Raw genomic sequence first — 15464 nt, 5'->3', positions numbered from 1 at the left:
AATCTGTACGTAAAGATAGATTTGCAGTACTGGCTCGACAATCCATTCCTTGAACCTCCTGAACCAGCTCCCGAATATCGGCAGGGGGTACTTTTTCCAGAATATAGCTGAACTATCGCCTGAACATATTTGCAGGCCGGCATTTGGAAATGCTATTTTTATTTAGGACAGTATTGTTAATTTATATATTTTTCTTTGTCCAATAGTCAGGTAATGGGAAAATATAACATTGACAAAAAAGCATTACCAGATTTGAAAACCCAAAGATTTAATCATTTTTAAAACAATTTTGTTTTTTTAAACGTTCTAACAATAAATATGTATATTTGTACGTTAGTATTAGAGGAAGAATTAGGTAAATATTCAAAATTAGGAAAAATGTCAATATCTAACATATCGCGCTACACAGCTATCATTATATTCTGCATCGCCCTATTTGCGTCATGCGGCAAGAGGTCCGACATGTATGAGATTTCGGGAAAATTAGAAAATCTGACCGGAAGCTATTTCCTGATGTCGCATGAATACGGAGATTCAATCGTAATCGACACCATTCCGGTCAATGCAAAAGGAGAATTTTCCTTTAAGGGAAATGTAGATACACTTACCGAGATGTCCCTATACTTCAATCAAAACACAAAAAGCACCTATATCCTCGTCAATAAAAGCTGGGATGTGGAGCTCAAAGGGGACGCGCTCTATCCCGATCTCATAAATGTAAAGGGCGGAGAGATAAATGACGACCTGACAACTTTCAAAAACCAGAATAAAGACCTGCTTAAAACACGCGCGGATATACTTATAGCGGCAGACCGGAAAAAACCGGGAAATGACACCGTAAAAGTAAAAGACTATGTGGTAGAGCTCAAGAATATCAACTTCGAATTATCGAACATTGCCGCAAACTATATAAAGTCCAATCCGGATAAGATTGCAAGCGTCATGCTCATCAACACATTCTTCAAGGATGAAACATCGATTCCCCGGCTCGATGAAAATCTGGCACTACTAAAAGGAAAAGCCGCTGATTTCCAGCTGACGGCAGACCTAAAACTCTTTAGAGACAGAGTGAAAAGATCCTCGGTAGGCGTACTTGCCCCAAATCTTACCCTAAAAGACATGAAAGGCAAGAAGGTACAGTTAACCGATTTCAGAGGTAAATATCTTTTATTGACCTTTGCGTCCACTACATGCGAGGTATGCCGTTTTGAGAAAAAAGACGCGGTAAGCACATACAATGACCTGAAAAAAGAAAAAAGGAATATTGAATTCGTTACCATCGTCAAAGATATCGAAGAAGTTCCTATTTCCGGTAATATAACCGATTCTGTGAAATGGACAATCATTCCGGTTGAGGGGGGATGGTCGGCAAAAGCTTTTGAGACCTACTATATCCGCCAGATGCCTTACAATATACTCATATCTCCTACGGGCAGTATAATAGAAAGAGACTTCCCCATTTTCACATTACCTAAGAAGATGGAAGAGTTGGTTGACTCAAAGAAGTAAGCACGGACTCTTACTTTATTATCTGGGGCAAATCAAAATTTATAAAGCTGTTTTCAGGCTCATGTAGAGGCGTATTGCATACGCCCGGTTGTGATTTTAAGCATTGCAATTTCCACAGGCCGATGACCCAACGTCTTCAAGTTAAGGCTGAAAGCCTTTATTATTTCAGCCCTGATCTTTGATCCCATAATCCTTAAGTTGATGACATTGGGTTGATAATCTTTGGTTATAAAACCAGGTTTTTCAAGCCAATTTCAATGTTTTTGTCATGTATGCGAATCAAGGGTTAAAAAGCACAGTAACTTATTGTCCCGAAGGGACTGAAGGTGGATAACCACGGGTTTTACCCGTGGTTATCCATGTTTAGTCCCTTCGGGACATTATCAAAATCGAAAAGTCAAGACAGCTTCTATAATTGAAAAATAAATTCCATATATTTGAATACTGAATTATTCACTTTATCGCACTTATTATGAAAAATATATTGTCGGTATTTTCCTGCCTTTTGGTCACACTCTTGTTCTTTGCCTGTAATCCCAAACAACAAAAAGAAGAAGGCTGGGTTTCACTGCTCGACAATGACCTGTCGAAATGGGAAATGTATCTCAGCTACGAAATGAAGGATGGCTACGACGGCAGCATTCCAAAAAACGCGAATGGCGACACTATCCAGCCTGTCGGTTATTATAACAACTATAAGAATGTGTTCACCATGATAGAGGAAGACGGCACCCCTGTATTGAAGGTAAGCGGTGAAGTCTATGGCTGCGTGTTCACAAAGGAGAGCTATAAGAACTATCATTTCAGGCTAAAGATGAAGTGGGGAGATAAAAAATGGGAACCACGTTTAAACAAAGCGCTTGATTCCGGTATTCTCTACCACTCGCAGGGAGAATGCGGTGTTGACTATTGGCGTACATGGATGACAAGCCATGAGTTTCAACTGATAGAAACGAGTGAAGAAGGCAGCAGCGGCGACTACTGGTGTATAGGGGCTACGCAAATGGACGTGCGTGCACGTAAAGATTCATCGAAGGTGGTCTTTGACAACAGCCAGCCTGTGATTCGTCTGGGAAGCGGTTTACCTGACGGATTTTATTGTGCTGCCAGCGGGACTGTAGAAAAGCCGAAAGGCGGGTGGAACGATATAGAACTTATCTGCTTCGAGGGGAAAAGCCTGCATATCGTTAACGGCAAAGTCGTGATGGCACTTTCCGATCTCAGGTACCTGAAAGATGGTATAGCCGCGCCTCTTACCGAAGGTAAGATACAGTTGCAAAGCGAGGCGGGGGAAGTCTTCTATAAAGATATAGAGATTAAGGAAATCAAGCAGTTTCCTGCTGAGTATCAAGAGTACTTCGAGTAACGAAAAAGCATAATTATCTGTCTCCTGCCTTACCCTTTACATAAACGGCCTGTAACTTCTTGTTATAAAGCTCTATACCGAGGGTCGGGCGAGAACGCTCCTTCTTCTTCCTGTCTGTATATGTTACCTCTTTGTTTAGTGGTAATGTGATAAAACAGATGCCCTTGTTGTCGAGTATCGCGTCTATCGAATCTGTCAGGGGAGTGTACAGTACGCTCTTTATTCTTCCTGCTTTGTAGGCCGTTTTCAGGGAGTCGGATATGTTTTTGCTCAAGTAGTTCTTTGACTCATAGAATTTATTCAACGTGTCCATCGATAGCTTTTGAATCTCTTTGCTGTTATTCGAAGATAAAGCCTTGAAAAATGCGGACACTAGCTTCTTTACTTCATCCAACTGTTTCCCTTCCAGCGTTTTCAGTTGGCTCAGATAGTCGTAGCGTTCTTGTGCCGGTGTGGCATATTCTCCGTTGAGCCTGCCTATTTTTGCATTCTCCAGATAGGCAAGATATACATCCGCCGTATTTTGTTTCTGGGCTGCCACCCAGCTAAGCGAGTCTATTGCATGGCGAATCTCTCTACCATAGGGTGTTTCGGGATGATCGGTAAGGAATGCGAATAAAGCGTCTATGTCGTTAGAGTTGCGGAGCTTTTCCCACGATTTACGTTCATTGTCCCGCAATTCCACTATCTTCCGGTACGCCTCTTCGGAGAACTTACCCTCAGGATACTGAACCAGGTACTTAGAATAGCCTAACGGGGAATTATCTTCGATACATTTGTTCCAAAAAGCGATCTCCGTTGCCTCGGTATTCCTGTTCTGCATACGCATATATGCTCCGGACATCCCAACAATTACGAAGATGATCAGTCCTATGAAAAAGAATGTCAGTATCTTTTTATTCCTCTTGTAGAATGTATCCCGGTTTGCTCCCTCCGATGGGGGGATTATGCCATCATTATTTTCTATCTGATGTGTATCTTCGCCTGATGCGTTTTCATCAGAACCGGATGTGGCTGTATCCTTATTATCATGATAAAGTAAATCTTCGGCATACGAGTTTTGGGCTATTTCCTGGCAATCGCGGCAGAATATCTCTTCGCCTTGTGTTTCTTTCCCGCATAGCGGACATTTATTGCTGTCGTTTTCGGACATATTTCTAATATTTTTTATATGTTTATTCTTTGAAAATAAACAATCATTACCGAGGTTTGTTTTATGTGTCTTGTTCTCTTTCTTATTTGCTCAGTTTCAACGTTTGTCTGAGATAATGACATTGTACTAAGATTGCTCTAAATTACAAAACTTTTTTCGTTTTTGGCTGTTTTATTCGTACCAGACGAAGTAATAGGTAAAAAACAGAATATAATGATACGTTTTATACTTACAAAATAATAAACAGGTCTGTGCCTTTACTGTGAACTTACACAATTTTATGCACGATAAATGTTATGTGTTATGGATCCTATAATCATCATCGAGAAGTACTATAAGAAAGACTCCGAGTTATATAATATTCTGATTGACCATAGTGCGGATGTTATGAATAAAGCCCTGTCGATCGTACAGAATCATCCTGAGTTGAACGCTGATGCCGAATTTATCAGAGAGGCGGCGATGCTGCACGATCTCGGCATCTTCTTAACCAACGCTCCTACTATTGCCTGCTACGGAATAGCCCCCTATGTCTGCCACGGCTACTTAGGACGTGAACTGCTGGACGCTGAAGGGTATCCCCTGCACGGGCTCGTATGCGAAAGGCATACGGGTGTCGGCATCTCCCTGAAAGAAATAGAGGAAGATAGCCTGCCCCTGCCACATAGGGATATGCGTCCGGTAAGCATCGAAGAAAAGATCATCTGTTTTGCCGATTGCTTCTATTCAAAGACCAATCTGGGCAAGGAAAAACCGATAGAAAAGATAGAGCGGGGCTTGTCAAAGCATGGGACTGACTCGGTAAAGATATTTAACGAGTGGTGCCGCATGTTCCTTTAAAGCCTACTTCGCAGCCAGATACATTGTGCAAATACCAAAGGTATAGGTCTTATACGATGCCTTTGTGAACCCGTTCTTTAGTAAGCTGGCTATCATTTCTTTTCCTTGTATAAAGGCTTCTATCGATTTTGGAAGATAGGAATACGCCGTTTTGTCCTTCGATATAAGGCGTCCGATAGTGGGGATGAACAGCCGTGAATATAGCCAATATGCCTGTTTCATAGGGAAGTGGCGGGGTGTGGTCAGTTCAAGTATCATTAGTTGCCCCCCGGGTTTGAGTACACGCAGTATCTCTTTCAGGCCTTTGTCGAGGTCTTCAAAGTTGCGGACACCGAAAGCTACCATCGCGGCGTCGAAAGTGTTATCCTGTATCTCCAAAGCCATGCAATCCTGTTTCTCAAAGCTGATATAATCGGATAGCCCTGCCTTCGCAGCTTTTTTGCGGCCTACGTCCATCATGCCTTCGGATATATCGATACCTGTAATATGTTTGGGTTCTAATATGCCATAAGCCTGTATGGCGAGGTCTCCTGTTCCTGTGGCTATGTCCAGAATATTCTGCGGGTTGTTCTTCTTGAGCATGGATAGCCCTTTCTTGCGCCAGCCCTTATCTATGCCCATCGACATGGTATGATTCAATGTGTCGTAGTTCTCCGCTATGGAATCGAACATTCTCTCTACTTGTACGCCTTTGTTCTCGGAAGTGGAGTAGGGTACTATTTTTTCAGCTTTATATGTCATTGTTTGTTATGAGTTAAACACCCCAGCCAGCCTCCCCAAAGGGGGGAGGAGCAGGCAAAGCCATATGCTCCCGTAGGGGCGGGGTTTGCCCGCCCACATCGAAGTTTTTGATTATTCCTACCACGGTTGGCGCAGGTTTGCTCCTTGTGCCTGTCGCGTTATACATTTTTCAGATATAAGAATATATCCTCATCCTGAATTTCCTGTATTTTAGTCTTGTTCCCTTCCGCTATTATCCTGAAAGGGTCTGTGGAATTGTCTACCAGAAGCCAGTAGTCGGCTATAGGTACAAAAAGTGAAAAGAGGTTGCGCATTCCGGCGTAATAACGTCTAACAACCACTTCGTCAGGCACATGGTGCCCGCCAAAGCGTACGCGCTGTTCCACCCTTTTTATTGCTAATTCGGGGGATTCGAGCCAAAAGTATATCAGTGTGACAAAGTAACCTTCGGCCTGGGCCCTCTTTATAAAATTCACATAAGATTTGGTTGCCAGTGTTGTCTCTATAGCAAAGTCTTCCTGCAGACGCAGCATTTCATTCATGCGCATCAGCATAAGCCTTCCTGCTTCGATAGCGACCTTTTCGGGCTGAAAAGGGGATAACCCTTTCGCTATTTCATCTGCATTGATAAATTCCTTACAATCCAGCATTTCAGGAAACATGGCGTATGATGCGGTTGTTTTTCCCGCACCATTACAGCCTGATATTATATAGAGATTTGGCATCCGTATTTATCCTCTCTTTTTTAAGTATTTGCTTACATTTTCTTCGATGCGCTCGGCTACGTTGCTTGCATCAGCTTTTGTGAATTTCTCACCGACTATCTTTTCATATAGTTCGATGTAGCGTTCCGAAACACTGTTGCAGTATGCTTCATCCATCTCCGGGACTTTTTGTCCGTCTTTGCCCTGAAATCCGTTATCCATTAACCATTTGCGAACAAATTCTTTCGATAGCTGCCTTTGTTCTTCTCCTTTGTCGAACAAGTCCTGATAAGTGTCGGCATAGAAGTAACGGGAAGAATCCGGTGTATGAATTTCGTCAATCAGGTATATCTTACCGTCTTTTTTTCCGAACTCATACTTAGTATCCACCAGAATCAGGTTCTTCTGTGTTGCCATTTCAGTCCCCCGTTGGAAAAGCGCGTATGTATATTTTTCGAGTTGTTCGTATTCCTCTTTGCTTACCAGTCCCTGGGCAATGATTTCCTCTTTGGATATATTTTCGTCATGCCCTTCATCAGCTTTAGTAGTCGGCGTGATTATAGGGGTCGGGAATTTCTGGTTCTCTTTCATACCATCGGGGAGAGATACGCCGCAGAGCGTCCTTGCGCCGGCTTTGTATTCGCGCCATGCGCTTCCTGTAAGGTAACCACGAATAACCATTTCCACCTTGTAAGGTTCGCAGCGCAGGCCGGCTGTTACCATCGGGTCGGGCGTCGCTAATTTCCAGTTGGGTACAATATCGGCTGTAGCATCCAGAAATTTAGCAGCAATCTGATTGAGTACCTGCCCTTTGTATGGGATGCCTTGCGGTAAAACAACATCAAACGCGGATATACGGTCTGTTGTAATCATTACTAACAGATCGTCTCCGATAGAATATACATCTCTTACCTTGCCATGATACACATTTGTCTGCCCATTAAAATGGAAATTTGTATTTACTAGAGTATTCTTCATCTTGCTTAATATTTTAATTCCCCATAATAACATAAAAGTTATCTCCAAAGTTAATGTAAGTATGTTAAAAAAACAACGAAGAGCAGAAGATTCGAGTATTTTTTAAGTTAACAGTTCCTTAGGATATGCTTCTTTTCATTAAAGGTAATAAGCCTGTAGACGATAGTCTATTTGTTATCAGTTGTTTATTATGAAAAAAGTGACAGCCTCCCCCGAAGGGACTAAACATGTATAACCACGGGTAAAACCCGTGGCAGGAACTGACTGAAAGACATTGTCTCCGTAGGAGGCAAATAGCGAAAATCAATCCCAGTTAGGGTCGTAGCTTGAGGCACGTCCGCGCTGCTCGTATTTCAAGTCTTGGAGCAGCGAAGAACTTGCACGCAACGATACATAATATGATTTGTATGCACCTACAGGGTTGAAACTGGCGGATATAGACCAGCAGTGCAGGTTGCGGGTAAGGTTACAACTCATATACGCTATTTTTCCCGCGTCGAAGTCGTAGCTGGCATTAAAGTTGAAACTCCAGTTGCGGGTAGGCTGTATGTTCCCGTTGAGGCTGAGCGCCTTGGTTAAACGTCCTTTATACTCGGCGTAACCATCTTTGTCGGGCTCGGTAAACCGGCTTGTATTGTAATTGTAGTTCATGGAGAAACTGATACCCAGATTCCACTTAATCTCATTTTTCACATAGCCGTCTTCATCGTACTCGTTATCGTCTTTCTTCGATTCCAACAGGCTTTTACGTTCTCCGCCTTCTGTAGGTTCTGTATTTTCCCCCTCGGCGGGAGGTGCGGCGCCGTCTTTCTTGTCAGAATCTTTCTTGGAGTCACCTCCGCCAAACCATTTCTTGAACGTATCCTGATTGATGGACGGAGATATGGAATACCCTGTACTACGCAGGCGTCCGAATCCTCTTCCGTTGCTGATACGCAGCCTGTCAACTCTCGTAAGGCTGGTTACGTCCCCTGTACTTTCGTTGATATTGGCTTTGTACATATACGGGTCGAAGGCGGCATTCAGATTAACGGTAAACGTTTTACTGAATTTGAGGCGAAGCCCCATGTTAATATCACTCCATTTAAACTCCTTAGCCATCAGGTTGTGGCTAAAACTGATACCCAGATTATCTATCAGGCTGATTTTCCTTACCGAGTCTTCAGCATTCCTCATCTTCATCTCCACATTATTGTCGAAGCTGAAATTAATCATCCCCTGCGAACCCTTACTTGGATAGCCGAACATTCCCTGTTCGTAAGGTGAGTATTTTTGCTCTACCCAGTTGCCCTGCGAATCGTAAAAATACATAGATTCGTAGAATCCGAAACGGCTGTTGCTAAAATCGGGTGCATAACTGAAGCTTATGCTTGGCGTGAATACGTGCCTTATTTGGGTCTTTTTAGCGAACAGAGGGGTAAACATACCGTATAATTTGGTTTGGAAACCCAGCGAGAAATTGAAGTCATATACACGGTTGAACGAATAAGTAGTATCTACTATTTCTGCCCGACGTGTCTCGGTATTCCACCGCTTTTCTATTTTACTGGTGTACCACCGTTCAGTGTAAGTGATAGAAGGTGTGATATTCAGGTAGTTCATAGCGCTAAAGGTGGCCGAAATAGGTATCGTATGCTTCATGGCGTGTATCCAGTCCTTTTGCAGGTTGGATTTGAACAATTGGTCTTCCTTGGTCGTAATGCTATTTCTCAGGTCTCCGGTATAGCTCATCTGTATTTTTTCGTACCATTTTTCTTCCCCTACAGCTTCCTTTCGCTTAAATGGAGCTACACGGCTCATTGTTATTGTCAGGTTAGGGAGTGTCATCGATATCGTAGAGTCCTGTGTACGTTGGTTCACGCTCATCGATCCTGATATGCTCCAAGGCGAGTTTGGTATTTTCTGTGTAATATTTACAGTCGAACTTTTTGTATTATTTGTTCCGGCAGGTGTATAGGCTGTAGTCAGGCTGTTGCGGTCGTAAGAACTTGTAGAAAACTGCACGCTCGCCGATATCGTCCTGAACATATTCGCCTTTGGGTCTTGCGAGTGCGACCAGTTTATTCTCATGTCTTTGGCTATAGAGTAATCAATACCTTTTTCTCCTAGCTTTGTTACCAGATAACCGACATCGAAATTACCGGAATACTTATAACGCTTGCGGTACGATGAGCGCGCATTAAGCCCCCATGTACCTTTTGTGTATATTTCTCCTGTAAGGGCTAAGTCTATATTGTCGCTGATAGCAAAGTAATAACCTCCATCCCTCAGGTTGAATCCTCTCTCCAGTTCGTCGCCATAAGACGGCATAATGACCCCCGAAGAATATTTTTCCGAAAACGGGAAGAAGCCGAACGGAAGCCCTATAGGTAAGGGCAGATCTTCGATAACGAGGTACGCAGGGCCTGTCACCACATTCTTTTTGGGCTTTACCTTCGCCTTTGTCAGTGCCAGATAGAAGTGAGGGTGCTCGTGGTCGTCGCAGGTAGTATATTTCCCATCCCGCATAAAGAACGAGTTGTCCTCATTCTTCTTTGCTTTGTTGGCTACGATATAGCCTTCGCCTTGTGTCGTGATTACATTGGTAATATATCCTTTCTTGGTCTTGAAGTTGTATTTCATCGTTTTCGACTCATAGTCGGTGCCACGGTCGGTAAATACAGGATAGCCGAACTCTTTTCCCACAGAATCGAGCCCGTAGGTGGAATAAAGGAGGCTGCTGTCCATGTTCATCCAGATTTTTTCTCCCTTGAGCGAAATATCTGTATATTTCACATCGGCATCGCCATACAGGTAACCCCAGTTGCCCGACAGGAGCACGATGGAGTCGTTTGCCGAATAGTCTACAATAGCGTCCAGTACGGTCTTTTTCTTCTTCACTGTATCAGTAGCGAGGCTATCACTCCTCATCCGCAACGAATCCTGTTGTATCCGTATCGAATCGTTGAGCATATTGCGGGCAGAATCCCTGCTGAGCCGTATACGGGGCGGGGTGGAATCGGGAGGAAGAGAATCGGATACTTTGTCAGAACGTACAACCCGGTGCTCTGTACGGGAGAACTGTGCACCCCAGAAAGGCACAGAAAACAGGGCGAAAAGGAGCGTATACGTTAGGTACTGAAACTTTCTCATGTAGAGATATCAAACAATAGTATATTTGGATGCAAAGCTAATCAATTATATAAGAATGCATAATATGAAAAATCAAAAAAAGTATAAATTTTCACTCTCTCCACTAAGAAATACGCCTAAATTGATATAATCCGGGTATCTGTCCGGAGATATTTTTTTATATCTTTGTTACATTCTAAACGAATCTTTTTATGAAATATTTTCTGTTAAGCCTTTCCCTTTTACTTTTTACGACAGTTGCCCGGTGCCAGAATTTCGATGACTATTTCGAAAATAAGTCGCTACGGGTTGATTATATTTTTACGGGAGACGACAAGTCTCAGACCGTCTCATTGGAACAACTGAACCAATTGCCCCTGTGGGCTGGGCGCAGGCACCATCTGGGTGAACTGTGCCGGCAGGGAAACGGACAAATAAAGGTAACCGACCAAAGTACGGGCAAATGCATATACATGGAATCGTTCAGCACCTTGTTTCAGGAATGGCAGACCATACCCGAAGCATCCACAGTAAGAAAAAGTTTTGAGAATTCATTCCTTATCCCTTTCCCAAAAAGCAAAATAGATGTGGAAGTACTGCTGCGCGAAAAAGACGGTACGTACAATCCTGCATTAAAACATACTGTAGACCCGCAGGACATACTGATAAAGAAAAAAGGATTAAAGAACATTCCCCCATATACAATTGTACATCAGGGCGGGGCAACGGACAAATCTATCAATGTAGTCATTCTGGCAGAAGGTTACACGCTATCCGAAATGGGTAAATTCAGGGAACATGCCGCCATTGCCTGTGAGCAGATACTGGCTCACAGCCCGTTCGATGAGATGAGGGACAGGTTTAACTTTATAGCCGTGGAGACCGAATCGAAGGACTCCGGTGTAAGCGTACCCCGCGAAAGCAGATGGAACGAAACAGCGTTTCACTCACACTTCGACACCTTCTATTCGGACCGCTACCTGACTACATCCAACGTAAAAGATATACACAATATGATAGCGGGGATACCTTACGCCCATATTATCATACTGGCTAATACCGATGTGTATGGCGGCGGAGGTATATTCAATGCGTATACACTGACCACAACAGGGCATCCGGATTTCAAACCCGTTGTAGTACATGAGTTTGGTCACAGCTTCGGAGGGCTTGCCGATGAATATTTCTACGAAGGGGATACTTTCAGCGACACATATCCGTTCGATGTGGAACCATGGGAACCGAACATTACTACACTTGTAGACTTCAAGCCGAAGTGGAACAACCTCTTGGCCAAAGGCACACCTGTACCCACCAGTGTGAGTATGGCAGACAAATATCCGGTAGGCGTATTTGAGGGCGCGGGCTATTCATCTAAAGGTATTTACCGCCCTGCCGCCGATTGCAGGATGAAGACAAATACATGCCGCGGCTTTTGCCCTGCATGCCGCAAAGCGCTTGAACAACTTATTAAATTTTACACTGAGTAAAAAAAACACAGCTAAGATTTTATTTATAAGGATAAAACAGCTATTTTTGTCGCTGCTTAATCCGAAAAATAACAGAATATATAATATTATAATAGATTTAAGATGTCTTCTAAAAAGAAACAAGCTGAACTGCGTGAAGAAAAGGACTGGGAAAGCATCGGCACCGCCGTTGTAAAGTCTGAGCGCTTTATAGAAAAATATCAGAAACAATTGCTTATCGGTATCGGGGCGGTTGTGGTTATCGTATGCGCATTCCTTGCATATAATCATTTTGTAGTGGTGCCAAAGACTACCGAAGCTCAGGTGGCCATGTTCAAAGGAGAGCAATATTTCAGAGCCGGACAAGACTCGCTCGCCCTTAATGGCGACAATAACGGATATTTAGGCTTCGAGTATATCATAAATGAATACGGCTCTACCACACCGGGCAAGCTGGCTAAGCTGTATGCGGGCATCTGCTATGCAAACATAGGTAACTACGAGAAAGGACTCGAATACCTGAAAGATTACAGCGGAAGCGACAAAATCATATCCCAACTGGCAAACGGTGCGATAGGTGACTGCCTCGACAATATGGGGAAACCGGATGAGGCTGTGTCTTATTACATCAAGGCTGCTAAAGGTGTGGACAATGCATCGCAAAGCCCTCTCCTGTACAAAAAGGCAGGACTTATATACAGAGCACAGGGTAACTATGATAAAGTGATTGAAACATTTTCAATCATCAAGAATCAGTATATGAACTCTCCTCTGGCTATGGAGGCAGACAAGTTTATCGATGAAGCTACAGTACTGAAAGGACAGAAATAATCTATCATATATAGAACCGGAAAAGAGTCTTGCCGTTTGGTGAGGCTCTTTTTTTGTCCCTTTAGGAGGCTACGATACTAATACCCGTTGCCAAAAATAAATTGAAAACGGTTTCAATTTATACAGCTGAAACCGTTTATACATCATGCTTGAAGGAGGTTTTTACCAACCATTTTATGAAAAAATACTTTTGAGACCCCCTCTACATAACTCCGATAGAGGTTGAACAAGTTCATGCGTTTGCACAGGGTTCTGTAACGGCAACTTATGTTAAATAATTTCTATTCCCTCCTGTTTTAGCAGATCCAGTCCTATATCCTTTAGTTTGAATTTTTGTATCTTACCGCTTCCTGTCAATGGGAAGGCATCCACAAAGAAGATATATTTCGGGATCTTATGGCGGGCAATCTGTCCACGACAAAAGGCTTTTACATCCTCAGGCTCTAAGGTGGCCCCCTCCTGCAAAATGATAAACGCCGCTACCGCCTCGCCATATTTCGGCGAAGGGATGCCTACCACCTGTATGTCCCTGATGCCTTCCAGATGGTAGAGATATTCTTCAATCTCGCGCGGGTAGATATTTTCTCCTCCACGTATTATCATATCCTTGATACGTCCGGTAATGCGATAATATCCTTCCTCGTCTTTAATACCGAGATCGCCCGAATGCAGCCAGCCATCTTTGTCTATCACTTCGGCTGTCGCTTCCGGATTCTTATAGTAGCCTTTCATTACCAGATAACCGCGGCAGCAAACCTCACCCTGTACTCCTACCGGGCACTCTTCGCCCGTTTCGGGATCCATTATCTTAACCTCCGTCAACGGATATTCTTTGCCTACGGTGGTGCAACGTGTTTCGAAAGAGTCATCAATGGTAGAGTGCGTCATCCCCGGAGACGATTCGGTAAGCCCATACACACTCGTTATATGCGTTATATGCAATTTGTCGGTTACCTGCCTCATCAGCTCGATAGGGCAAAGGGCGCCTGCCATAATACCCGTCCTGAGCGAACTTACGTCAAAGAGGTTAAACATCGGGTGGTTCAGTTCGGCAATAAACATCGTTGGTACGCCATACAAGGCTGTGCATCTTTCCTTATGTACTGATGCCAGTACTACCAGCGGGTCGAACCGCTCGACCATTACCTGTGTAGAACCGTGTGTGAGGCAATTCATCGTTGCCAGCGTGATACCGAAACAATGGAATAAGGGTACACAGATACATAGCTTGTCGTCAGGAGTAAAATTCATGCCTTCGCCTGTAAAGAAGCCATTATTTGCAATATTATAGTGTGTCAGCATTACTCCTTTGGGGAAGCCGGTGGTTCCCGACGTATATTGCATATTCACTACATCGTGACACTTGACGGTACTTTTGGCCTCATTCAGTGTATCGCACGATACGTTTTTGCCCAACAGCAGGATTTCAGCGGTATTGTACATTCCCCTGTACTTTTCCTGCCCGATAAAAATCACATTCTTTAGTTTCGGAAACCTTTCCACATCGAGGTAACCCCGCTGCGTGGTTTTTAGTTCGGGAGCCATTTCATATACCATATCTATATAGCTCCCATCGAAAACCCCTTCGGTAATACACAGGGTATCAATGTCGGCATTATCTATGATATATTCCAGCTCGTGCTGCTTATAGTTGGTATTGATGGTAACAAGTACCGCCCCTATTTTAGCCCCTGCATAGAGAAACGTAAGCCAGTCGGGCACATTTGTCGCCCATATTCCCATGTGCGAACCGGGCTTTACACCGATAGCCAGCAAGCCCTTCGCCATATTGTCTACACGTTCGTTGAATTGCTTCCATGTAAAACGGAGGTCGCGGTCGGAATATACGATATATTCTTTGTCGGGGGTCTTTTCAGCCCAATATTCGAGCCATTCCCCTACTGTTCTGTCAGATAGTTGCATGATATAAAGTTTAAAAGGATTACACCGGAGTGTATATTACTGCCAGTATTTTGGCTCCGTGTTCTCCACCCGCATGCACATGATGTGCTATAATAGAGTCGTAATAGATACTGTCGCCTTCTTCGAGCCAGTAAGTTTCGTTTCCGTACTTTATCTCCACAATACCTTCGAGGCAATAGATAAATTCCTCGCCTTCGTGGGTAGACAAGACAAAATCAACACCTTTTTTTACGGGTTCTATTTGTATAATAAATGGCTCCATGTGCCTGCCCGACTTGGCGGAAGACAATGAATAGTAGTCCATGTGTTTATGAGAAGTGGTATCTTTGGTAGAGAAGCTTATACTTTTGTCGTATTGCTCCTTGCGGGATATTACAGGCCCCGATTCGTCTACATCGTCAAGAAATGTACCGAGCCTGACCCCGAGCACGCGCGCCACTTTGATTAGTGGAGACAGTGATGGTATCCCGCCTGTTGTTTCCAGTGTAGTCACTTGCTTTTCGTCCAGCCCCGAACGTTCTACCATTTCAGCAATACTGATAGATTTAGCTTCACGAATTTCCCTGATTCGCTCCCCTATACGTTTATTCGTTTTCATCGATAGATCAATAAAGTTAAATATCTACTTTTAGTGTGTAATATACAAAAATATGATATTTATTTAATTAATCTATGATTAAAAAGAAAAGTCTGCGAATTCTGAGAAGAAAAATGGTTTTCTTAACTAAGAAACTGTTTAAATTTTATAGCTATTTTTAGATGGATTTTATCCTTTTTGCTAGCCGAACCAACGGTCAGCGGAGCTAATTAACGGGCTAAACCAAGAGTGAAAAGCAGAA

General features: G+C 43.4%; 12 protein-coding genes. 5 read left to right on the top strand and 7 right to left on the bottom strand.

The annotated features are described in order from the left end of the window. The first annotated feature begins 378 nt into the window (after window positions 1-378). On the top strand, window positions 379-1509 hold the full coding sequence (locus D0T84_RS11715) for a DUF4369 domain-containing protein (protein WP_163308060.1): 1131 nt from the start codon (window positions 379-381) through the stop codon (window positions 1507-1509). A 472-nt stretch (window positions 1510-1981) separates the two neighbouring features. Next, on the top strand, window positions 1982-2875 hold the full coding sequence (locus tag D0T84_RS11710) for a DUF1080 domain-containing protein (protein ID WP_163308059.1): 894 nt from the start codon (window positions 1982-1984) through the stop codon (window positions 2873-2875). A 13-nt stretch (window positions 2876-2888) separates the two neighbouring features. On the opposite strand, the gene D0T84_RS11705 is transcribed toward D0T84_RS11710, so the two are convergent. Continuing rightward, window positions 2889-4028 (bottom strand): hypothetical protein, encoded by a 1140-nt coding sequence (locus D0T84_RS11705; RefSeq protein ID WP_163308058.1) that lies wholly within the window; start codon window positions 4026-4028, stop codon window positions 2889-2891. A gap of 303 nt (window positions 4029-4331) precedes the next feature. Here D0T84_RS11705 and D0T84_RS11700 point away from each other — a divergent pair, with 303 nt between their 5' ends. Continuing rightward, window positions 4332-4868, top strand: a complete 537-nt coding sequence (locus tag D0T84_RS11700) for an HD domain-containing protein (RefSeq protein ID WP_163308057.1) — start codon at window positions 4332-4334, stop codon at window positions 4866-4868. Window positions 4869-4871: 3 nt separating this feature from the next. Here the strand turns inward: D0T84_RS11700 and ubiE are convergent, their stop codons facing one another. The 4 genes from ubiE to D0T84_RS11680 form a co-directional block, all read right to left on the bottom strand. Then, window positions 4872-5609: a bifunctional demethylmenaquinone methyltransferase/2-methoxy-6-polyprenyl-1,4-benzoquinol methylase UbiE gene (gene ubiE, locus D0T84_RS11695; protein ID WP_163308056.1), complete on the bottom strand. Its 738-nt coding sequence runs from the start codon at window positions 5607-5609 to the stop codon at window positions 4872-4874. A gap of 158 nt (window positions 5610-5767) precedes the next feature. Further along, window positions 5768-6334, bottom strand: coding sequence for a zeta toxin family protein (locus tag D0T84_RS11690; protein WP_163308055.1), 567 nt, complete (start codon window positions 6332-6334; stop codon window positions 5768-5770). 6 nt (window positions 6335-6340) lie between these two features. Next, a complete protein-coding gene (locus D0T84_RS11685; protein ID WP_163308054.1) occupies window positions 6341-7291 on the bottom strand; it encodes a phosphoribosylaminoimidazolesuccinocarboxamide synthase in 951 nt (316 codons plus the stop codon). A 303-nt stretch (window positions 7292-7594) separates the two neighbouring features. Beyond that, window positions 7595-10423 carry a putative LPS assembly protein LptD gene (locus D0T84_RS11680; protein WP_163308053.1) on the bottom strand — a complete coding sequence of 943 codons (2829 nt, stop codon included), beginning with the start codon at window positions 10421-10423 and terminating at the stop codon, window positions 7595-7597. Window positions 10424-10614: 191 nt separating this feature from the next. Here D0T84_RS11680 and D0T84_RS11675 point away from each other — a divergent pair, with 191 nt between their 5' ends. Next, on the top strand, window positions 10615-11892 hold the full coding sequence (locus tag D0T84_RS11675) for a M64 family metallopeptidase (protein WP_163308052.1): 1278 nt from the start codon (window positions 10615-10617) through the stop codon (window positions 11890-11892). Window positions 11893-11994: 102 nt separating this feature from the next. Beyond that, window positions 11995-12702: a hypothetical protein gene (locus D0T84_RS11670; protein WP_163308051.1), complete on the top strand. Its 708-nt coding sequence runs from the start codon at window positions 11995-11997 to the stop codon at window positions 12700-12702. 270 nt (window positions 12703-12972) lie between these two features. Here D0T84_RS11670 and D0T84_RS11665 read toward each other — a convergent pair whose 3' ends face one another. Both D0T84_RS11665 and D0T84_RS11660 read right to left on the bottom strand, forming a co-directional pair. Continuing rightward, complete coding sequence (locus D0T84_RS11665) at window positions 12973-14625, bottom strand: AMP-binding protein (RefSeq protein WP_163308050.1); 1653 nt, start codon at window positions 14623-14625, stop codon at window positions 12973-12975. 19 nt (window positions 14626-14644) lie between these two features. Next, a complete protein-coding gene (locus D0T84_RS11660; protein WP_163308049.1) occupies window positions 14645-15223 on the bottom strand; it encodes a helix-turn-helix domain-containing protein in 579 nt (192 codons plus the stop codon). Window positions 15224-15464 lie beyond the last annotated feature (241 nt).

The sequence above is a fragment of the Dysgonomonas sp. 521 genome (genome assembly GCF_010501055.1).
Taxonomy (GTDB): domain Bacteria; phylum Bacteroidota; class Bacteroidia; order Bacteroidales; family Dysgonomonadaceae; genus Dysgonomonas.
The sequence above is the reverse complement of the archived record's forward strand: the minus strand, read 5'-3'. Positions and strand labels throughout refer to the sequence as shown.

Excerpts from the sequence above, each read along its gene's own strand:
- D0T84_RS11715 (WP_163308060.1), top strand. The coding sequence starts at position 379 with ATGTCAATATCTAACATATCGCGCTACACAGCTATCATTATATTCTGC.
- D0T84_RS11710 (WP_163308059.1), top strand. The coding sequence starts at position 1,982 with ATGAAAAATATATTGTCGGTATTTTCCTGCCTTTTGGTCACACTCTTG.
- D0T84_RS11705 (WP_163308058.1), bottom strand. The coding sequence starts at position 4,028 with ATGTCCGAAAACGACAGCAATAAATGTCCGCTATGCGGGAAAGAAACA.
- D0T84_RS11700 (WP_163308057.1), top strand. The coding sequence starts at position 4,332 with ATGGATCCTATAATCATCATCGAGAAGTACTATAAGAAAGACTCCGAG.
- ubiE (WP_163308056.1), bottom strand. The coding sequence starts at position 5,609 with ATGACATATAAAGCTGAAAAAATAGTACCCTACTCCACTTCCGAGAAC.
- D0T84_RS11690 (WP_163308055.1), bottom strand. The coding sequence starts at position 6,334 with ATGCCAAATCTCTATATAATATCAGGCTGTAATGGTGCGGGAAAAACA.
- D0T84_RS11685 (WP_163308054.1), bottom strand. The coding sequence starts at position 7,291 with ATGAAGAATACTCTAGTAAATACAAATTTCCATTTTAATGGGCAGACA.
- D0T84_RS11680 (WP_163308053.1), bottom strand. The coding sequence starts at position 10,423 with ATGAGAAAGTTTCAGTACCTAACGTATACGCTCCTTTTCGCCCTGTTT.
- D0T84_RS11675 (WP_163308052.1), top strand. The coding sequence starts at position 10,615 with ATGAAATATTTTCTGTTAAGCCTTTCCCTTTTACTTTTTACGACAGTT.
- D0T84_RS11670 (WP_163308051.1), top strand. The coding sequence starts at position 11,995 with ATGTCTTCTAAAAAGAAACAAGCTGAACTGCGTGAAGAAAAGGACTGG.
- D0T84_RS11665 (WP_163308050.1), bottom strand. The coding sequence starts at position 14,625 with ATGCAACTATCTGACAGAACAGTAGGGGAATGGCTCGAATATTGGGCT.
- D0T84_RS11660 (WP_163308049.1), bottom strand. The coding sequence starts at position 15,223 with ATGAAAACGAATAAACGTATAGGGGAGCGAATCAGGGAAATTCGTGAA.